At 57.5% G+C, this 18,176-nt stretch carries 14 protein-coding genes and 5 tRNA genes; 4 read left to right on the top strand and 15 right to left on the bottom strand.

Going from position 1 to position 18,176, the window contains the following annotated elements:
- Positions 1-19: 19 nt before the first annotated feature.
- From thrS to OZX75_RS02750, 6 genes are all read right to left on the bottom strand, one after another.
- Positions 20-2,053: a threonine--tRNA ligase gene (thrS, locus tag OZX75_RS02775; RefSeq protein ID WP_277146719.1), complete on the bottom strand. Its 2,034-nt coding sequence runs from the start codon at positions 2,051-2,053 to the stop codon at positions 20-22.
- 303 nt (positions 2,054-2,356) lie between these two features.
- Positions 2,357-2,429, bottom strand: a tRNA-Gly gene (locus OZX75_RS02770).
- Positions 2,430-2,450: 21 nt separating this feature from the next.
- Positions 2,451-2,523: transfer RNA gene (locus OZX75_RS02765), tRNA-Val, on the bottom strand.
- Positions 2,524-2,571: 48 nt separating this feature from the next.
- A tRNA-Val gene (locus OZX75_RS02760) sits at positions 2,572-2,644 on the bottom strand.
- A 41-nt stretch (positions 2,645-2,685) separates the two neighbouring features.
- Positions 2,686-2,756: transfer RNA gene (locus OZX75_RS02755), tRNA-Cys, on the bottom strand.
- 29 nt (positions 2,757-2,785) lie between these two features.
- A tRNA-Gly gene (locus OZX75_RS02750) sits at positions 2,786-2,858 on the bottom strand.
- Positions 2,859-3,086: 228 nt separating this feature from the next.
- Between OZX75_RS02750 and OZX75_RS02745 the strand changes: the two genes are divergently transcribed.
- Positions 3,087-3,965: a PAC2 family protein gene (locus tag OZX75_RS02745; protein ID WP_277146718.1), complete on the top strand. Its 879-nt coding sequence runs from the start codon at positions 3,087-3,089 to the stop codon at positions 3,963-3,965.
- Between the two features lie 142 nt (positions 3,966-4,107).
- Here the strand turns inward: OZX75_RS02745 and uppP are convergent, their stop codons facing one another.
- Positions 4,108-5,022 (bottom strand): undecaprenyl-diphosphatase UppP, encoded by a 915-nt coding sequence (uppP, locus tag OZX75_RS02740; RefSeq protein WP_277146717.1) that lies wholly within the window; start codon positions 5,020-5,022, stop codon positions 4,108-4,110.
- A gap of 276 nt (positions 5,023-5,298) precedes the next feature.
- Between uppP and OZX75_RS02735 the strand changes: the two genes are divergently transcribed.
- Positions 5,299-6,090 carry a fructosamine kinase family protein gene (locus tag OZX75_RS02735; RefSeq protein WP_277146716.1) on the top strand — a complete coding sequence of 264 codons (792 nt, stop codon included), beginning with the start codon at positions 5,299-5,301 and terminating at the stop codon, positions 6,088-6,090.
- 115 nt (positions 6,091-6,205) lie between these two features.
- Here OZX75_RS02735 and dnaJ read toward each other — a convergent pair whose 3' ends face one another.
- Both dnaJ and hrcA read right to left on the bottom strand, forming a co-directional pair.
- Positions 6,206-7,351: a molecular chaperone DnaJ gene (gene dnaJ, locus OZX75_RS02730; protein ID WP_277146715.1), complete on the bottom strand. Its 1,146-nt coding sequence runs from the start codon at positions 7,349-7,351 to the stop codon at positions 6,206-6,208.
- An 82-nt stretch (positions 7,352-7,433) separates the two neighbouring features.
- Positions 7,434-8,522 (bottom strand): heat-inducible transcriptional repressor HrcA, encoded by a 1,089-nt coding sequence (gene hrcA, locus OZX75_RS02725; protein WP_277146714.1) that lies wholly within the window; start codon positions 8,520-8,522, stop codon positions 7,434-7,436.
- A 298-nt stretch (positions 8,523-8,820) separates the two neighbouring features.
- Between hrcA and tkt the strand changes: the two genes are divergently transcribed.
- A complete protein-coding gene (gene tkt / locus OZX75_RS02720; RefSeq protein WP_277146713.1) occupies positions 8,821-10,920 on the top strand; it encodes a transketolase in 2,100 nt (699 codons plus the stop codon).
- A gap of 127 nt (positions 10,921-11,047) precedes the next feature.
- Positions 11,048-12,151, top strand: a complete 1,104-nt coding sequence (gene tal / locus OZX75_RS02715; protein WP_277146712.1) for a transaldolase — start codon at positions 11,048-11,050, stop codon at positions 12,149-12,151.
- 356 nt (positions 12,152-12,507) lie between these two features.
- Here tal and OZX75_RS02710 read toward each other — a convergent pair whose 3' ends face one another.
- The 6 genes from OZX75_RS02710 to whiA all read right to left on the bottom strand — a co-directional run bounded on the left by OZX75_RS02710 (position 12,508) and on the right by whiA (position 18,167).
- On the bottom strand, positions 12,508-13,308 hold the full coding sequence (locus tag OZX75_RS02710) for an alpha/beta fold hydrolase (protein WP_277146711.1): 801 nt from the start codon (positions 13,306-13,308) through the stop codon (positions 12,508-12,510).
- 117 nt (positions 13,309-13,425) lie between these two features.
- Positions 13,426-14,262 (bottom strand): HAD hydrolase family protein, encoded by an 837-nt coding sequence (locus OZX75_RS02705; protein ID WP_277146710.1) that lies wholly within the window; start codon positions 14,260-14,262, stop codon positions 13,426-13,428.
- A 115-nt stretch (positions 14,263-14,377) separates the two neighbouring features.
- Positions 14,378-14,629 carry a preprotein translocase subunit SecG gene (secG, locus tag OZX75_RS02700; protein ID WP_277146709.1) on the bottom strand — a complete coding sequence of 84 codons (252 nt, stop codon included), beginning with the start codon at positions 14,627-14,629 and terminating at the stop codon, positions 14,378-14,380.
- 98 nt (positions 14,630-14,727) lie between these two features.
- Entirely contained in the window at positions 14,728-15,531 is an 804-nt protein-coding gene (tpiA, locus tag OZX75_RS02695) for a triose-phosphate isomerase (RefSeq protein ID WP_277146708.1), read from the bottom strand.
- A 201-nt stretch (positions 15,532-15,732) separates the two neighbouring features.
- A complete protein-coding gene (locus tag OZX75_RS02690) occupies positions 15,733-16,938 on the bottom strand; it encodes a phosphoglycerate kinase (RefSeq protein ID WP_277146707.1) in 1,206 nt (401 codons plus the stop codon).
- A gap of 275 nt (positions 16,939-17,213) precedes the next feature.
- Positions 17,214-18,167: a DNA-binding protein WhiA gene (whiA, locus tag OZX75_RS02685; RefSeq protein ID WP_277146706.1), complete on the bottom strand. Its 954-nt coding sequence runs from the start codon at positions 18,165-18,167 to the stop codon at positions 17,214-17,216.
- Positions 18,168-18,176: the final 9 nt, after the last annotated feature.

Raw genomic sequence — 18,176 nt, 5'->3', positions numbered from 1 at the left:
TTCCTTGGGGCTTGGTTTCTTACTTCGTCGCTTCGGCGAAATCGTCGGCGTTGTTGACCTGGGCACGGGACTTGATGACCTTCAGGATGTCGGCCTTCGCCGTCTCGACCGGCACGCCGTTGAGCTGGCTGCCGTCGCGGAAGCGGAAGCTCACCGCGTTCTTGTTGACGTCATCCTCGCCGACGATCAGAGTGAAGGGAACCTTCGACTTCGAGGCATTGCGGATCTTCTTGCCGAAGCGGTCGTCGGAAGTGTCCATCTCGCAGCGCACGGTCTCCTGCGTCAGGGAATCGATGAACTTGCGCAGATGAGGCGCGAACTCGTCGGCCACAGGGATGCCCGTGACCTGAACCGGGGCCAGCCAGACCGGGAAGGCGCCTGCATAGTGCTCAAGCAGGATGGCGAAGAAGCGCTCGATGGAACCGAACAGGGCACGGTGGATCATCACCGGACGCTGGTGGGTGCCGTCCTTCGCGATGTACTCGAGCTTGAAGCGCTCAGGCAGGTTGAAATCGAGCTGGATGGTCGAGACCTGCCAGGTTCGGCCGATGGCGTCACGGGCCTGCACGGAGATCTTCGGTCCGTAGAAGGCGGCCCCGCCCGGATCGGCGACGAGCTCGAGCTTGGATTCCTCGGCGACCTCGCGCAGCGTCTCGGTGGCCTCGGTCCAGATCTCGTCGCTTCCCACAAACTTCTTCTCGTCCTTGGTGGAGAGCTCAAGGTAGAAGTCGTTCAGGCCGAAGTCCTTGAGGACCTTCAGCACGAAGTTGAGGATGGACTTCAACTCGCCCTTCATCTGCTCACGGGTGCAGTAGATGTGCGAATCATCCTGCGTCAAGCCGCGCACGCGGGTCAGACCGTGGACCTCGCCGCTCTTCTCGTAGCGGTAGACGGTGCCGAACTCGAAGAGACGCAGCGGCAGCTCCTTGTAGGAGCGCTGGCGGGACTTGAAGATGAGGTTGTGCATCGGGCAGTTCATCGGCTTCAGGTAGTAGTCGAAGCCCTGCTTGGTGACGTTGCCGTTCTCGTCGCTCTCCTCGTCGAGGTGCATCGGTGGGAACATGCCGTCCTTGTACCACTGCAGGTGGCCGCTGGTCTCGTAGAGGCCGCCCTTGGTGATGTGAGGGGTCTGCACGAAGCTGTATCCGGCCTTGCGATGCATCTCACGGGAGTAGTCCTCCATGGCGTTGATGATCGCACCGCCCTTCGGGTGGAAGACGGGCAGGCCGGGTCCGATCTCCTCCGGGAAGGAGAAGAGGTCCATTTCGGCTCCAAGCTTGCGGTGGTCGCGCTTGGCGGCCTCCTCCATACGGGTCTGATAGGCCTTCAGGTCTTCCTTGGAAGCCCAGGCCGTGCCATAGATACGCTGCATCGACGGGTTGTGCTCGTCACCGAGCCAGTAGGCGGCCGCGGTACGTTCCAGCTTGAAAGCCTTGATATAGCGAGTATTGGGCAGGTGTGGCCCTTGGCAGAGGTCCTTCCAGACGATGTTGCCGTCACGGTCGAGGTTGTCGTACATCGTGATCTCGCCCTGATTCGGCACCTCGGTGCCGACGGTTTCGTCGATGTCTTCCTTCTTCTTGCCGATGAGCTCAAGCTTGTAAGGCTGGTCGGCCTCTTCGGCCTTGGCCTCGTCCTCGGTGACCACACGACGGCGGAACGACTGTGAGGACTTGATGATGCGCTTCATGCGCTTGTCGATTTCCTTCAGGTCTTCGGGGGTGAAGGGCTTGTCAACGTCGAAATCATAGTAGAAGCCGTTTTCGATGGCCGGGCCGATGCCGAGCTTGGCATCCGGTCGAATCTCCTGAACGGCCTGCGCCATCACATGGGTGGCGGAGTGGCGCATAATCGCCAAACCGTCCTCGCTGTCCAAGGCAATGGGTTCGACGGTGTCGCCGTCATGAAGCGGGGTGTAAAGGTCACGAGGCTTGCCGTTGAGACGCACGGCGATGATGTTCTTGTCTTCGGCAAAGAGATCGGTGCCGGTCTGTGTGGCTTCCACCTCCTTTGCGCTTCCGTTGAGTGTGATGGAGATGGTTTGTTCAGCCATGGTATGGTGTCCTTTGCTTTCAGGGTCCGCGTTACTAGGGGCAGACCTGGACGGTAATTCAACAGTGCCAACAATATGAGAGCAGGCCGACATGGCTGCGAAAGCGATGCATCCACAAGGCCACTTACTGTGCGGGGTTTGGGGATATGCCTTGTTCGGGACGCTCCTTGGCCGCTCGGCCGTGTCTTACGCCCGAACAAGGCATATCCCCAAACCCCAATCAAGAATGATAAAAATATTCAGCATCCAGAAAGAAAAACATATAGCCCTTGACACTGTTAGAGAATTATAAGCGAATAAAAGAGCGGACAACGGGACTCGGACCCGCGGTCTCGACCTTGGCAAGGTCGCGCTTTACCAACTAAGCTATGTCCGCAAAAAGATTAGATACTAATCGTGGGTGATGCTGGAATCGAACCAGCGACCCCTTCCGTGTGAGGGAAGTGCGCTAACCGCTGCGCTAATCACCCGATTGTATTCATTTATGAAACAAAAACCGGAGTCTCCTCCGGTCCTTGTGGGCGATACAAGATTCGAACTTGTGACCCCTTCCGTGTCAGGGAAGTGCGCTAGCCTCTGCGCCAACCGCCCAGGTTGTCTTGGAATCAAAAAGCTTCCGCTTTCCTCTTCCGAGGTGGGTACGAGAGTCGAACTCGTCTATACGGCTTTGCAGGCCGCTGCCTAACCGATTGGCTAACCCACCGTAAGGTCGTTACAACTCTTCGGACCTAGAGCGGACAACGGGACTCGGACCCGCGCTCTCGACCTTGGCAAGGTCGCGCTTTACCAACTAAGCTATGTCCGCAAAGTCTCAGTGAATTCCTTCACCGAAGCACGAGAGATAACTATATATGGTCTTCGGCCATTTGACAAATGGCTGCGTGTCGCCCCGAAATATCAATATTTCTGCCGAATAATTGGTCACTTCCTTACCCCGTTCCACAATGTTTGTTTCTACTCTCGTAGATGAAACTCATTCACCGATGGCATAAGCCCTCAAATTTCAAGGTTTCTAGCAGTTAAATTAGAATTTATGACAACAGATGCGAAAACAGCGAAGCCGATCATGGTCTGCGCCTTCGAAGGATGGAACGACGCCAGCCAGGCAGCCACCAATGTAATCCGCCATCTCGTGGCCACCTACGAGTCACGTGAGATCAGACATATTCGCACCGACAGCTATTACGACCTGCAGTCCGCACGTCCGATGATCTGCCATATCACCGGTCAGGCACGCATCGTCTGGCCGCAGACGACCTTCTACGAAATCACGATTGCCCCGGAAACCCATATATACGCCCAGATAGCCCCGGAACCCAATTACCGGTGGATCGATTATTGCCGTCATTCCCTGCGTATCGCCGATGAACTGGATGTCAGCGAAATCGTGACCTTGGGATCGATGTTCGCCGACTGCCCGCACACCCGTCCACTGCCCATCGAAGAATCGGCGTTGCGGCGCGGAGAATCAAGCATCCGGGGGGGCGCGGTCAAGGATTCGCAGAGGCACAGCAAAGGCAGCAACCCTTACGACGGGCCGGTCGGCATCCCTACAGTACTCGACATGTTCGCCGAGCAGGAGGGGTTCAGCACCAATTCGATGTGGATCTCCGTACCGCAATACCTGGCCGGGGACGAATGCCCGCAAGGCACACTGCAGATATTGCAGAGGCTCTCGCAAATATTGGGCGTTCAGCTCAACACCGGAACACTGCCGCAGCAATCCGTGACCTGGAAGGCGCAGGCCGACGTCCTCGCCAATTGCAACGATGACCTGAAATTCTACATCCATCATCTCGAGGCCAAATACGACCTCGACCAGCAACTCGACAAGCTGGGCAACGGCATCGTCTCACGCGGTGACGAGATAGCTCAGGAAGCCGAGGAGTTCCTTTCACACATACAAGACTGAAAGTCTGCGCTAACAGATACTTCGATCACTGATAAAACAAGAACTCACGGGATCAAAACAACAGAAGGTGCCTGCCGATCGTCTATTCGGCAGGCACCTTCTGTTTGCTCGACGCAGCTTATTCAAACAGCATCGAACACACTCAAATCAGAGCGGCAATCGGTGCAATCGTTGATGTTACAGCCTCGGCAGTCGCGGGTGAGGCCTGAAGCACGCCGGCAATCAAAAGAATCGCGACCACGACGGCGATGATGATGCGGTAGATGGCGAACGCCCTGTACGAGAAGGTCGAAACGAATTTCAGAAACGCGATGATGACGAAATAACCGACAATAAAGCTGACCACCATCGCAGCCAACGTCGCACCCCAGCCCGGGAAATTCGGCTCGCTCTTGTAATCCCCGACAGCCTTGACGGCTTCCAGAATGCCGGAACCGAATACAGCGGGAATGGCCATGATAAAGCTCACTCGCACGGCATCCTCGCGCGTATAGCCCATCGCACGCCCAAAGGTAATGGTGCCGCCGGAACGGGAGACGCCGGGAATCAGCGCCAGCATCTGGCCGACGCCGAAAAGCAGGGCGTCCTTCCAATTCATCTCGCGAACGGTCTTGCGCTCGGGGAATCTTGCGTCGACGACCCACAAAAGGATACCGAACAGCAGAAGCACTGTCACCGTGATCCAAAGGTTGCGAAGCGTGGTTTCGATGGCTTTCTGAAAGAGGACGCCTGCGATGAGAATAGGAATGGTGCCGATGATGATGTACCAGCCGAACGTCGCGTCGCGGTCGCCTTTGCCGAGCCGGGATTTCCAATCCGTGCCGCGATGGCCGAACAGGCACGAGAACCAGTGCGAAAGAATCCTGACGATATCACGTCTGAAATACAAGATGACCGCAAGCTCTGTGCCGAGTTGGATGATGGCGGTGAACGCCGCGCCCGGGTCGGAATTGAGCATCAGTTCACCGACAATGCGGATATGTGCGCTGGAGGACACCGGAAGGTATTCGGTGAGCGCCTGGACCAGTCCCAGAACGATGGCTTGGAAGAAATTCATAATCCCTCTTTATGCGTGTCCCCGTCAGGAAGAGTCTTACTCGCATTCGTCAATACGGCGGGTAGCCTACGGGGTTCGTGTCTAACGTGTTCAGCCTACCCAATGTATCGGAACTCCGTGTGTCTCGACTGTGATTGTCTCACATCGCATACGCAATGGGAATACAGAACCGCACAAGAAAGTCCATTGCCCGATAAGCCGCGAACCAGAAAATCCGCTTTGCAAGTGCTGGTAGGATTCCTTTATGGCTACTGAAAGCAAAAGAAAGGTAGCATCATGGCAAAATACCGTAAAAGCAGGGCGTTCGCGCCAAAGGGATTCTTCGAGTGCGAAGGCAAAGGTCTCAAATGGCTGGGCGAGGCCCAATCACAGGGCGGACCGCGTGTGGTCGACGTCTATGGATGGGGAGACGGATGGCTCGACATCGAGCGGGTGAACTCCTGCTCTCCCACCCCCAAGGCGGCCCATGACTTCGGGGCCGCTCTTGCACATATGCACGACGCAGGCGCCGACTATTTCGGTTCCGCACCGGCCGGTTATGACGGAACATGCTATTTCGGCCCGCTGCAGGATCCGGTACCGATGGATACCGGCAAATGGACGAACCCCGTTGACTACTTGGGTGAGGGACGTCTGCTGCCCATGGTCAGACTCGGGGTCAAACGCGGTGAACTGAACGACAACGATCTGGAAATGACGCAGGAAGTCATCGATGTGCTGCCCGATCTGCTCGGGCCTGCCGCGCAAGACAAACCGGCACGGGTGCATGGCGATCTGTGGAGCGGCAATGTGATGTGGACCGACGATTCCGGGCAGAGCGAAGCCGTTCTGATCGATCCGGCCGCGCACGGCGGTCATCGAGAAGAGGATCTCGCGATGCTCAATCTTTTCGGCATGCCCTATTTGGACGAAATTCTCGACGGCTACGAATCAGCGCATCCCCTCAAAAAAGGGTTCCCCGATAGAATCACCATCTGGCAGCTCTACCCGATCGCCGGGCACTGCGTCTTCTTCGGTGGCGGCTATGTCAGCGAATACCGTGCCATGTGCCGTTCGCTGCTGTCCTGAAGACCATTCCTAAATCCTTATGCGAGAAGCGCTTTCGTCCAAGACCGTATCCGAGAGCGCTTCTCACTATCACCGTTGCAATACAATACTCTGAAAAGTGATGGATTCGTGTTTTTCAGTGAAGGGCGTCTTTGAGCTTATCGAAGAAGCCCTTTCTGTTTGCCGCCGGCCGTGAGCTTTGATTCACCTTGACGGCGTTTGCGTCGTGGCTTTTCGCGAATTGCTCGATGAGGTCGCGTTCGCCGTCACTGAGCTTGGTGGGAATATGGACGCTCACATGAGCTACCAGGTCACCGCGTTCTTCGGGCTTGCGCATCTTCGCCACGCCGATTCCCCTGATGGAAACGGTTTCCTCTGGCTGGCAGCCCTCCGGAATGCTGATGGTCTGCTTGCCGTCAAACGTATCGATATCGAGGTCGTGACCGAGCACGGCCCAACTCATCGGAATCTGTATCCAACAATGCAGATCGTCGCCTTCACGCGTGAACTGCTTGTCCGGCTTGATACGGATATCGATATAGAGGTCTCCCGCAGCGCCGCCGCCTTCGCCGACCTCGCCCTGATTGGCAAGGCGCAGGCGGGTATTGTCTTCGATCCCGGCCGGAACGGTGACACCGACCTCACGCGTAGTACGGATACGGCCATGGCCCTGGCAGGTCGGGCAGGGATGTTCGATGATGGTGCCGTGGCCTTCGCAACGCTCGCATTGCACCGTCGTCATCATCTGGCCAAGCATGGTCCGCCGGACTTGCTGGCGCACGCCCTGACCTCGACAATCCGGGCAGGTTACCGGGTTTTCACCGTTTGCCGTACCTTTGCCGCCGCATTTCTGGCACAGGCCGAACGTATTGATCTTCACATGCGCGGTTCCGCCGAACACCGCTGTCTTGAGATCGATGGAAGTGCTGGAAAGCGCGTCACGCCCAGGCTGGGTACGCGGAATCGGACCTTGCCCGCCGCCACCGAAGGCGTTGCCGAAGAACTGGCCGAAGATGTCGCCCATATCGCCGAAACCTGCGGAAGCGAAGCCTGAACCCGCATTCGGGTCGTTGGGATCAATACCGGAATCGTACATGCGACGTTTGTCTGGGTCGCTCAGCACATCGTAGGCGTTGTTGACTTCCTTGAATTTGTCCTCATACTGAGGACCCGCGATATCTGGATGGTATTTGCGGCTCATCTTGCGGTAAGCCTTCTTGATTTCCTCGTCGCTTGCGCCGCGCTCTACGCCCAATACTTCGTAATAGTCTGTTTCTGCCACTGAAATTCCTCGAATGTATGATTCTAACCGAATAATGTTTATGGTACGTTCTGCCAGTTATTGTTTCATAAGCCTTGGAATACTAAGCCGTCTCATCGCTGGCTATCAGATCCGTGAGGTATCTGGCCACGGCCCGCACCGCCGTGATCGTCGTCTCGTAATCCATATGCGTGGGACCGATGGAACCGACAAACGCCACGGGACGCGAAACCGATTCCTTACCTTCTTCCCCGTCAGAATCGTTATCGGCGTCCGACACCTCGTCCGTCTCGCTACGGCCGTAGCCGGAAGAAACCACAGAGGCGTGAATAAGCCCGGGCGTCCTGGTCTCGGAGCCGATGGCCACACCGACCTCGCTTTCCTCACTGAGATCACTCATCAGATGCATGAGAACGACCTGTTCTTCCAACGCGTCGAACAACGGCGCAAGGTCGGCGCGCGATTGTTTGTGGGCGAGCTGCGAAGTCCCGGCCATATACATCTGCCCGGTGCCTTCGTCGTGAGCCATGGATTCGACGGTTTTGGCAAGGCTCTCCCCCAGCGGACGTACTGAACCGTATTCAGGCGCTTTGATGATAGTGCGGATACGACGCGCGGCCTGCACCAGCGGCATATCCATGCATTGCGCATTGACGAGCCCGGAAAACCTGTTCAACGCGATGGCGTCAGGCAACTGCCTCAAGGTAAAGGTATGCTGAGCCACCGAACCTGAATCCGTGATGATGACGGTAAGCATGGTGGCGGCGTTCAACGGGACGATCTCTATATGTCGCAGCTTTGATTTCGACAGCGCCGGAGACGAGACCACCGCGACCTGCCCGGTGATATTGGCCAGGAGACGTGCAGCTCTCTGCAACGTGTCCGACAGGCTTACCGAACCGGAAAGAAACGTGGTGATTCCACGTCGTTGCGCTTGCGAGAGCGGGACAACCGAAGCGAGCCGATCGACAAAATAACGGTAACCACGTTCGGTGGGGATGCGTCCGGCCGAGGTATGGGGCTGAATCAGATATCCTTCTTCTTCCAAAGCCGACATGTCGTTTCGTATGGTCGCAGAGCTTACCCCCAGGTTGTGCGCCCGCGTCAAAGCCGTCGACCCGACCGGCTCCTGCGAACGGATGTAATCCTCGACCACGGCCCTCAGCACCAGCATGCGTCTCGACTGTGTCATCGGTCCTCCTTCCATGGTCGTTTCGACACTCAAAGCGATATCCAAATATTGATAAGTATATCAAAGTATTAGCACTCTTGGTTGGAGAGTGCTAATCGTTCCACTCTCAGGATATTCGGCCATATTGCAAGGTTTTGTTTACGTGAACGCTAACATAACAAAACATACCAAAGGTGTTCAAAACCTCACTTTTCGTCGGCTCTTAAAGTTAGCATGAAAGGGCAATGTGAGGGTGCTCTGCGGCGCGGAATAAGCCGCGTTTGCGGCATCCAGAATATTGGAAGGAAAGTATACACCTATGACCGATTTCACTTGGTCGGATTTGGACGAGCGCGCCGTCAAGATGGCGAAGGTGCTCTCCGCGGATGCGGTTGAGCGGGCTGGCAGCGGCCACCCAGGCTCTCCCATTTCCCTGGCTCCGATTGCCTACACACTTTATCAGCATTACATCAAGCACGATCCCAACGACCCCCACTGGGACGGCCGCGATCGTTTCATTCTCTCCGGTGGCCACGCCTCGCTGACTCAGTATGTTCAGCTTTATTTCGCCGGCTACGGTCTGACGCTTGACGACCTCAAGTACTTCCGCGGCGGCGCCGACACGCGCACCCCGGGCCATCCTGAAGTCGGCCTGACCCCCGGCCTTGAAATGACCACCGGCCCGCTCGGCCAGGGTCTCGCTTCCGCCGTCGGCTTCGCCTATGGCCAGCGCTTCGAGCGTGGCCTGCTCGATCCGAACGCCCCCGCCGGCACCTCGCCCTTCGACCACAAGGTCTGGGTCATCTGCGGCGAAGGCGACGTCGAGGAAGGCGTTTCTTCGGAAGCCTCTTCCCTCGCCGGAAACGAACGTCTCGGCAACCTCACCGTGATCTTCGATGCCAACCACATCCAGATCGAAGGCGACACCAAGCTCACCTTCTCCGAAGACATCCTCAAGCGTTATGAGGCTTACGGCTGGTACACCGACGAAGTCAGCTTCGTCCAGCCCGACGGTTCCTACAAGGAAGACACCGAGGCCCTGGCCGCGGCGCTCGACAAGGCCGAGAAAGTCACCGATCGCCCGAAGTTCATCAAGGTCGACACCCTGATGGCCTGGCCGACCCCCGGCAAGACCAACGACGAATCTGCGCACGGCTCCAAGCTCGGCGCCGAAGCCGTCGCCGGCCTCAAGAAGGTTCTCGGCTTCGACCCGTCAGTGGACTTCCCCGTTGACGAAGAGGCTCTGGCCCACGCCCGTAAGGTCGCCGACCGCGGCCTCGAGGCTCACAAGGAGTGGAACGAGAAGCTCGCCGCTTGGCGCAAGGCCAACCCCGAGCAGTCCAAGCTCTATGACCGCATCAAGGCCCACAAGCTGCCCGAAGGCTTCGACGAGGCCATCGACGAGCTCGAGAAGAGCTTCGCCGCCGGCGATCAGGCCGCGACCCGCAAGTCCTCCGGCCAGGTTTTGAACGCCATCGCCAAGGTCATGCCGGAACTGTGGGGCGGCTCCGCCGATCTCGCGGGCTCCAACAAGACCGACATCGACGGCGCTGAGACCTTCGGCCCCGAAGCCGACGAGACCCGCACCTGGCCCAAGGCCAACAAGTACGGCCGTCAGCTGCACTTCGGCGTGCGCGAGTTCGCCATGGGCGCCATCACCAACGGCATCCTACTGGGCAGCGACACCCGTCCCTACGGCGGCACGTTCTTCCAGTTCTCCGACTATGAGCGTCCGGCGGTCCGTCTCGCCGCGCTGATGAAGCTGCCGAACCTCTACATCTGGACTCACGATTCCGTGGCTCTCGGCGAAGATGGCCCGACCCACCAGCCGATCGAGCACCTGGCCGCCTTCCGCGCCATGCCTGACATGGAAGTCGTCCGCCCTGCCGACGAGTTCGAGACCGCCGAGGCCTACCGCTACTTCTTCGAGAAGAAGAACACCCTGCCGACCGCGATGATCCTGACCCGTCAGGGTGTGCCGACGCTTGCCGAAACCGCCGAAAAGGCGCATGACGGCGTTCGCAAGGGCGCTTACGTCCTGGTCGACACCGACGGAGAACCCGATGTCATCATCATGGCCACCGGTTCAGAAGTCCAGTGGGCCGTCGAAGGCGCCAAGACCCTCGCAGCCAAGGGCGTGAAGGCCCGCGTGGTTTCCTTCCCGTGCATGGAATGGTTCGAGGAACAGGATGAGGATTATAAGGAAGCCATCCTTCCGAAGTCCGTTCGTGCCCGCGTCTCCATCGAGGCCGGCATTGCCATGCCTTGGTACAAGTACCTCGGCAGCTGCGGCAAGCCGGTTTCCATCGAGCGCTTCGGCCTTCAGGGCGACGGTGCGCAGAACATGATCGACCTCGGCATCACCGCCGAGCATGTGGTCGAAGCCGCCGAAGCCTCCATCGAAGAGGCTCGCGCCTGAGGTCCTGACCTCAACAATGCATAAGCGATGCGGTTGTTTGCCAGATTTCGCAAGAGCCGCAAGTAGCCGCATCGCTTTGAAAAACAAAAACTTTCCAATACCGATATTGGAATAAGGAGATAAGAATATGACAGAAGCAACGCAGCGCACCAGCGATTCCGGTGTCTCGATCTGGCTCGATGACCTTGATCGTACGCGTATCACCTCCGGCAACCTGCAGGAGCTCATCAAGGACAAGAACGTCGTTGGCGTGACCACCAACCCGTCCATCTTCCAGAAGGCTCTGGCCCAGGTCGGCCCGTACGACGAACAGCTCAAGGAACTCGGCCGCATCAATGTCGAGGACGCCGTTCGCGAACTGACCACCACCGATGTGCGCAACGCCACCGATATCTTCCGTGAAGTCGCCGAGAAGACCGATTACGTCGACGGCCGCGTGTCCATCGAGGTCGATCCCCGTCTGGCCCACGACACCGAGAACACCGAGAAGCAGGCTGAGCTGCTCTGGAAGATGGTTGATCGTCCGAACGCGCTCATCAAGATCCCGGCAACCCTTGAAGGCCTGCCGGCCATCACCGCCACGCTCGCCAAGGGCATCTCCGTCAACGTGACGCTGATCTTCTCGCTCGAGCGCTATGAGCAGGTCATCGACGCCTACATCTCCGGTCTCGAGCAGGCCGCGAAGAACGGCCACGATCTGAAGCACATGGCTTCGGTCGCCTCCTTCTTCGTCTCCCGCGTCGACACCGCCGTGGATAAGCTGCTCGAAGCCAACGGCTCCGACGAAGCGAAGGCTCTGGAAGGCAAGGCCGCTGTGGCCAACGCCCGCCTTGCCTACAAGCTCTATGAGGAGAAGTTCGCTTCCGATCCTCGCTGGCCCGCACTCGAGGCCAAGGGCGCCAAGAAGCAGCGTCCGCTGTGGGCTTCCACCGGCACCAAGAACGCCGCCTATTCCGACTGCAAGTATGTCGACGAACTCGTCGCTCCTGACGTCGTCAACACGATGCCTGAAAAGACGCTGAACGCCCTCGCCGATCACGGTGATGGCAAGCCCAGCATCGCCGGCACCTATGAGGAGAGCCAGGCCATCATGGACAAGCTCGCCGCACTCGGCATCAACATCAAGGACGTCACCGACCAGCTCGAAGCCGACGGCGTCTCGAAGTTCATCGCCTCCTGGGATTCCGTGCTTTCCGACACGCAGGCCGGTATCGACCGCGTCAACGGCTGATTCCTTTTAAGGGTAGTCGCAGAACCCCGGAGATATACGTTATTGTGGACGCTCCTTGGCTGAGCCGTTAAACTGGAAGTCCAGCGGACTTCCAGTAGGCGAAGTGAGTGCGATATAAGAGCACGAAGGCAAAATCCATGATTTTGCTCGGCCATGTCTTACGCCACAACAACGCATATCTCCGGGGTTCTGCTTATGCCAAAGGAGACTCTTTCTGCCAGCGAATAAAAGAATATATTCAACCAAGCTTTGCGTCTGCGCATCACCTATCCGTCGGCCTGAGCTCATGTTAAAGAGCATCATAAACAAATAACCAACGCAGTGAAGGTCGGGAAATAACTGTTTCCTAATTTGACTTAGCTCTTCAATAGCTTCTTAGACCACTCAGCGAGGAGTGACTTTACGGCTTCGGGGTTGTCGACGTGGATGTTGTGACCGGCGGGATCGATGATTTTGTAGACGGCGTTCGGATAATGCGGGAGCAGGGCCTTTTGGTCTTCGTTGCCGACAATCTGGTCCTGTTGGCCGGTCACTATGAGCGTGGGACCATGGTAGGTACCCATACGTTGCTCGGGGTCTCCATCGAGCCAATAACGCTGCCCCAGTTTGGCGTTGGCATCACGATCACAGAGTTTGGTTCCGGGGAGGATATAGCGCTGGTAGCGACGCCAGGCGTCGAAAGACTGGTTAACGCCCATGGTGACGAAATCGATGACCTTGTCTTGTGGCAGGCTCTGGGTCAGCTGCGGGTTCGCGTCAGCAACGACGTGCTTGGCCAAACGACGATGCGACATCACCGGGTCGACTACGGGAGCGATTAGAGCCATACCGGCCACGCGTTTGGGCTCTCGGGAAAGAGTGTCACGTACCAGCGCTCCGCCCATGGAATTACCAAGAAGAGCAAAACGTTTATTATCACCGACCAATTCGTCGACGGTATCGAAGAACCAGTCCGCAAGCTCCGGTAATCCGCCAATTCCCGGCAATGCAGACGTCCGGCCATAGCCCGGCAGATCCATATAGATACGTTGTGTCCCTTCGGCAAACGCGTCATCGAGCATCATCAGCGAACGATGGTCGACACCCATGCCATGGGCGATGACGATGGGCAGCCCTTCCCCTTTGACAACCGTATACGCTTCAGGCTGCACAGCCATATCACTACTCCCCTTTTTACCTGCTAAAATCTTCGATCCAACGATACACCTTCACAAACCGGTCAAATCGAAGGCACAATCACAAAGCCATATTCAAAAAAGACCAAACCGCAGCACTCATAGATGTGCTTCAATCCATTGGGCCACACCGTCGTCGTTGTTCGACGGGCAGAGCTCATTGGCGATAGCCTTGACCTCGGGTTTAGCGTTGGCCACAGCGACACCGCAACCGGCATGTTGCAGCATGTCTATATCGATCAGGTCGTCGCCGAAGGCAATAGTATCGTTCATGGAAATATCAAAATGGCGACAGGCTTCACGCATCGCGTTGAGTTTCGTGGCTTTGGGATTCATCAGCAGCCAGAGCACATCCTCGGAAATAAGCAGCGACATATCTTTGGGTAGCAGGGACTTCAGCCGCTCTTTCTGCAAATCCGTGGGAAACATCATGATCTTGTCGGCCATGCCTTCGCGCAGATCGCTGAAATCAGTGCGTGTATACTGCTGATTCGGCCAGACTTCATGCAGATCGAAGTTCATATAACGGGTATCGTCGTATTCGATGCCCATCCGCAAATCGGGCATCTGCTCGAGCAGACTCTTGCAGATCTCAACGCAACGGGCTACAGAGACTCCGAAACGGAGGATGTTCGGATTGCCGACATTGCTGTTGTCGGCTACTTCCTGCACGCTCGAGTGCGCGCAATCGAGGTCGACCACGCCGCCGTTGTGATAGGCGCACGCCGAGGCGCCGATCCGATGGACGAGATCGAACGCTGTCAACGGCGGTCTGGCCGTCGCCACCATCACCACGTTGCCGGCTTTGCGTGCCGCGTCGAACGCCCGCTCGCTGCGTTCGGAAAGCCAACGCCCGTCGTAGTCGTCACCGCACAGCACGGTCAGGTCCAAATCGACCACCAGCAGCTTGCCGCCATGCGAAAGGTCAATATTCATAGTATTCGTTGCTTCCTCATAGCTCCGTCCAACAGTTTGAGATACAGAGCATCACCAAAACAAAAATGCGTTCCACGGTGATTCCATGAAACGCATTTACCTAAAAACTAGATAATCACTTGATCAGGTTGAACTTGGTCATCAGACCCAAAGCGATGATGATCGCTACCCAGAGCAGGGCAATGATAATCGTCCAACGGTTCAGGTTCTTTTCTGCGACACCGGAAGTACCTGCGTTCTGGGTCAGACCACCGCCGAACATATCGGAGAGGCCGCCTCCCTTGCCCTTGTGCATGAGAATCAGCAGCGTCAGCAGCACGCTGAAGACAACAAGGATAATTTGCAGAACCAGCTTGACGATTGCCATTGTCGACACAGTTGAACCTCCAGTTCGAAACACTAGTTAATAAGTATACCTCAAAGTACGGAAAACGTTCCATTCATCGCCGATGACGCTTCGTTGATTCAACGGGAAGACGTCACGGTTTTCAACGTGAGGCGGCAGATCTTCGAAAGCTCGTCCGCATCGAGCGAAGCGCCTCCGATGAGGAATCCGTCGACATCGGGCTGGCTGATCAGCTCGACGGCGTTCTTCGAATTCACCGAGCCGCCGTAAAGGATACGCACAACGTCCGAGACCTTGGAGCCGAACGTCTCGTGAAGGTTGCTGCGGATGGCCTTGGCTGCGTCCTGGGCGCTGGCCGGAGTCGCCACCAGCCCGGTGCCGATGGCCCAGACGGGTTCGTAGGCGATAATCAGCTTGGCGGCTTCCTCGTCGGAAAGATCGCGGGTGACGTCGTGGACCTGTCCGACCGCGAAATCGAGCTCGATGCCCTTGCGACGCTCCTCCATGCTCTCCCCCACGCACAGGATCGGCTGCATGCCGGCAGTCAATACCGCTCGTACCTGGTCGACGATATTGGCATCGTCCTCCGGATGGTACTTACGCCGTTCGGAATGACCGACGATGACGTATTTGCAGCCGAGCTGGGCCAGCATGTCGGCGTTGACGTCGCCGGTGAACGCCCCTTGGTTGGTCACCGAAACGGTCTGCGCGCCATAGTTGATCTTGAGCTTGTCGGCCTCGACCAGGACCTGTACGCTGCGGATCGAGGTGAACGTCGGCATCAACGCGACTTCCACGCGCTTGTAGTCGAAATGGGCGTCGCGCAGGAGCCACGCAAGTTTTTGCACGAAATACGTGGCTTCGAGATGATCGAAATTCATCTTCCAATTGCCAGCCACCAATGGAATACGTGCAGAGGACATTGCTTTCCTTCCCAACCACGGAATTACGGTTTATCTGCTCCAGGCCGCTGCAGCTACTCCCCGTATGAGGGTTGCAGCAGGCAAGTGCAAAACAAATGCGGACATACCGAATGGCATGTCCGCAAACATTCCTGTTAGTAGTGTAGCGCATCTCGGCTACTCAAGCCTCAACACACCGCACCGCTGACGGTTTCGAATCGATTACTCAAGCACCTTGAGGCCAGGCAGGGTCTTGCCTTCGAGGAACTCGAGGGAGGCGCCGCCGCCGGTGGAGATGTGCGAGAAGCCATCCTCCGGGAAGCCGAGGTTGCGCACCGCAGAGGCGGAGTCGCCGCCGCCGACGATGGTGAAGGCGCCCTTGGCCGTGGCATCGACCATGCCCTGGGCAACGGCCTTGGTGCCGGCCTGGAACTGCTCAACCTCGAACACGCCTGCGGGGCCGTTCCACACGACCGTCTTGGAGTCGACGATCTTGTCGTGGAAGAGCTTCTGGGTCTTCGGGCCGATGTCGAGGCCCATCATGTCGGACGGAATCTTGTCGGCGTCGACGGTCTGCGGGTTGACCGGAGTATTGCCGTCCGGGAAGCCCTTGTTGACCACGACATCGACGGGGAGAATGAGCTCCACGCCGTTCTTCTTGGCCTCGTCCATATAGCCCTTGACGGTCTCGATCTGGTCCTTCTCCAGCAGCGAGGTGCCGACTTCGTAGCCCTTGGCTGCGAGGAACGTGTAGGCCATGCCGCCGCCGATCAGGAGGCGGTCGGCCTTCTTCAGCAGGTTTTCGATGACGCCGAGCTTGTCGGAGACCTTCGAGCCGCCGAGCACGACGGTGAACGGACGCTCCGGGTTCTCGGTGGCGCGGGAGAGGGCCTTGACTTCCTTCTCGATGAGCTTGCCGGCTGCACTCGGCAGATCGGCGGCCACATCGTAGTCGGAGCCCTGTGCGCGGTGCACGACGCCGAAGCCGTCGGAGACGAAGACCTCGCCCAAAGCGGCGATCTTCTTGGCATACGCGGCGCGCTCGGCGTCGTCCTTGCTGGTCTCTTCGGGGTTGTAACGCACGTTCTGCAGCAGCACGACGTCGCCGTCCTTCATGGCGGCGACCTTGGCCTGAGCATCTTCACCATACGTATCGTTGGCCAGCGTCACGTCGACGCCGAGCAGCTCGCCCAGGCGCTTGGCGACCGGTGCCAGCGAAAGCTCCGGGACGACCTTGCCCTTCGGACGGCCGAGATGGGCCATCAGGATGACCTTCGCACCATCGGCACGCAGTTCCTTGATCGTCGGCAGCGCGGCGCGAATACGGCCGTCGTCGGTGATCGTGGTGCCCTTCAGCGGCACATTGAAATCAGCACGAACAAGAACCTTCTTGCCTTTCAGGTCCCCTAAATCCTTGAGTGTCCTCATTGGTATCCTTTCCTTGAAAATCGTTCCCGGCTCGAAAACTCGTTTCCGCCAGCCAGGCAAAAGCATATAGTTGTGACCTATGTCACTTGCAATGGTACAATCCTCGCCCAACAAGAAAGCAGTTTTTGGCAAGGATTGACCTGAAAATACCCTAGAATTTGTGAGCGCTCACATCATCTTCTTGCCAGACGAATCAAGCTATTTCAGATTGCATAAATGTCTCTTGGCGGCTGGTACCCACGAAGAAGTACGCCATCCAACACGACAAACCCACACTACTCGCTCTGTTGCTGTTCCCTAGCCTTTTTCGTCTTATTGGCCAGTTGCAGCAGACGACGGATACGCCCGGCGATGGCGTCCTTCGTGATCGGTGGGTTCGAAAGACGGCCGAGTTCTTCGAGACTGGCATCCGTATGCTGAAGCCTCAAGTCACCGGCAGCCTTCAAGTTTTCGGGAATATCGTCTCCGAGAATCGCAAACGCCTGCTTGACCTTCTGTGTGGCTTCCGCCGCGGCTTTCGCGCTACGACGCATGTTCGCATCATCGAAATTCGCAAGGCGATTGGCTTTGCCGCGAGCTTCACCGTCCGTGCGCTTGCCGGTCCATTCACGGGCTGAACGAGGTGCCCCCATCAGCATCAGCATGCGCTCGATGGAATCTGAGTCACGAAGTGTAATACGTTCGGAACTACGGACCTTCCTCGCTTGGGCTGAAATGCCGAGCCTGCGGGCGGCCCCCTGCAATGCCGTCACCGTCTCATGCGAAGGGCAGATGATTTCAAGATAGCTGGATTTGCCCGGATCAGAAATCATGCCGCGGGCGAGGAACGCACCACGCCAGGCCGCCTTGACCTGCGCGATATTGCCGCTGATGACCTCGGCCGGAAGCCCCTCGACCAGATGCATACGCCGATCAAGCAAACCCGTCTGCAAAGCCAAGGCGGTCGCCCCGCGTTCGACAAGCAGATCATAACGTTGCACAATGCCGTTCGGAGTCTGCCTGCTGATTTTGGTGACTTTGGCTTCACGCTGAAAATAATGTGCGATCGTTTGTCGCAACCATTCGGTCGCCTCAAGCGAATCGAACTGTGCTCGGATGACAGCCTTGTTGCCGACGGGACGCAGACCTCCCCCGAACCGCATCATCGTCGCGGCTTGCGCCATCTTCGCGGCCGGCAAATCCGTTTGTACGCTTGCCAACTCGCTTTTGACCTCGTTCAGAAGAGCCAAAGCCCAACC

This window comes from Bifidobacterium sp. ESL0800 (assembly GCF_029395355.1).
Lineage (GTDB): Bacteria > Actinomycetota > Actinomycetes > Actinomycetales > Bifidobacteriaceae > Bifidobacterium.
The sequence above is the reverse complement of the archived record's forward strand: the minus strand, read 5'-3'. Positions and strand labels throughout refer to the sequence as shown.

What these genes read in the sequence shown, in the direction of transcription:
- thrS (WP_277146719.1), bottom strand. Translation starts at nt 2,053, where the DNA reads ATGGCTGAACAAACCATCTCCATCACACTCAACGGAAGCGCAAAGGAG.
- OZX75_RS02745 (WP_277146718.1), top strand. Translation starts at nt 3,087, where the DNA reads ATGACAACAGATGCGAAAACAGCGAAGCCGATCATGGTCTGCGCCTTC.
- uppP (WP_277146717.1), bottom strand. Translation starts at nt 5,022, where the DNA reads ATGAATTTCTTCCAAGCCATCGTTCTGGGACTGGTCCAGGCGCTCACC.
- OZX75_RS02735 (WP_277146716.1), top strand. Translation starts at nt 5,299, where the DNA reads ATGGCAAAATACCGTAAAAGCAGGGCGTTCGCGCCAAAGGGATTCTTC.
- hrcA (WP_277146714.1), bottom strand. Translation starts at nt 8,522, where the DNA reads ATGACACAGTCGAGACGCATGCTGGTGCTGAGGGCCGTGGTCGAGGAT.
- tkt (WP_277146713.1), top strand. Translation starts at nt 8,821, where the DNA reads ATGACCGATTTCACTTGGTCGGATTTGGACGAGCGCGCCGTCAAGATG.
- tal (WP_277146712.1), top strand. Translation starts at nt 11,048, where the DNA reads ATGACAGAAGCAACGCAGCGCACCAGCGATTCCGGTGTCTCGATCTGG.
- OZX75_RS02710 (WP_277146711.1), bottom strand. Translation starts at nt 13,308, where the DNA reads ATGGCTGTGCAGCCTGAAGCGTATACGGTTGTCAAAGGGGAAGGGCTG.
- OZX75_RS02705 (WP_277146710.1), bottom strand. Translation starts at nt 14,262, where the DNA reads ATGAATATTGACCTTTCGCATGGCGGCAAGCTGCTGGTGGTCGATTTG.
- secG (WP_277146709.1), bottom strand. Translation starts at nt 14,629, where the DNA reads ATGGCAATCGTCAAGCTGGTTCTGCAAATTATCCTTGTTGTCTTCAGC.
- tpiA (WP_277146708.1), bottom strand. Translation starts at nt 15,531, where the DNA reads ATGTCCTCTGCACGTATTCCATTGGTGGCTGGCAATTGGAAGATGAAT.
- OZX75_RS02690 (WP_277146707.1), bottom strand. Translation starts at nt 16,938, where the DNA reads ATGAGGACACTCAAGGATTTAGGGGACCTGAAAGGCAAGAAGGTTCTT.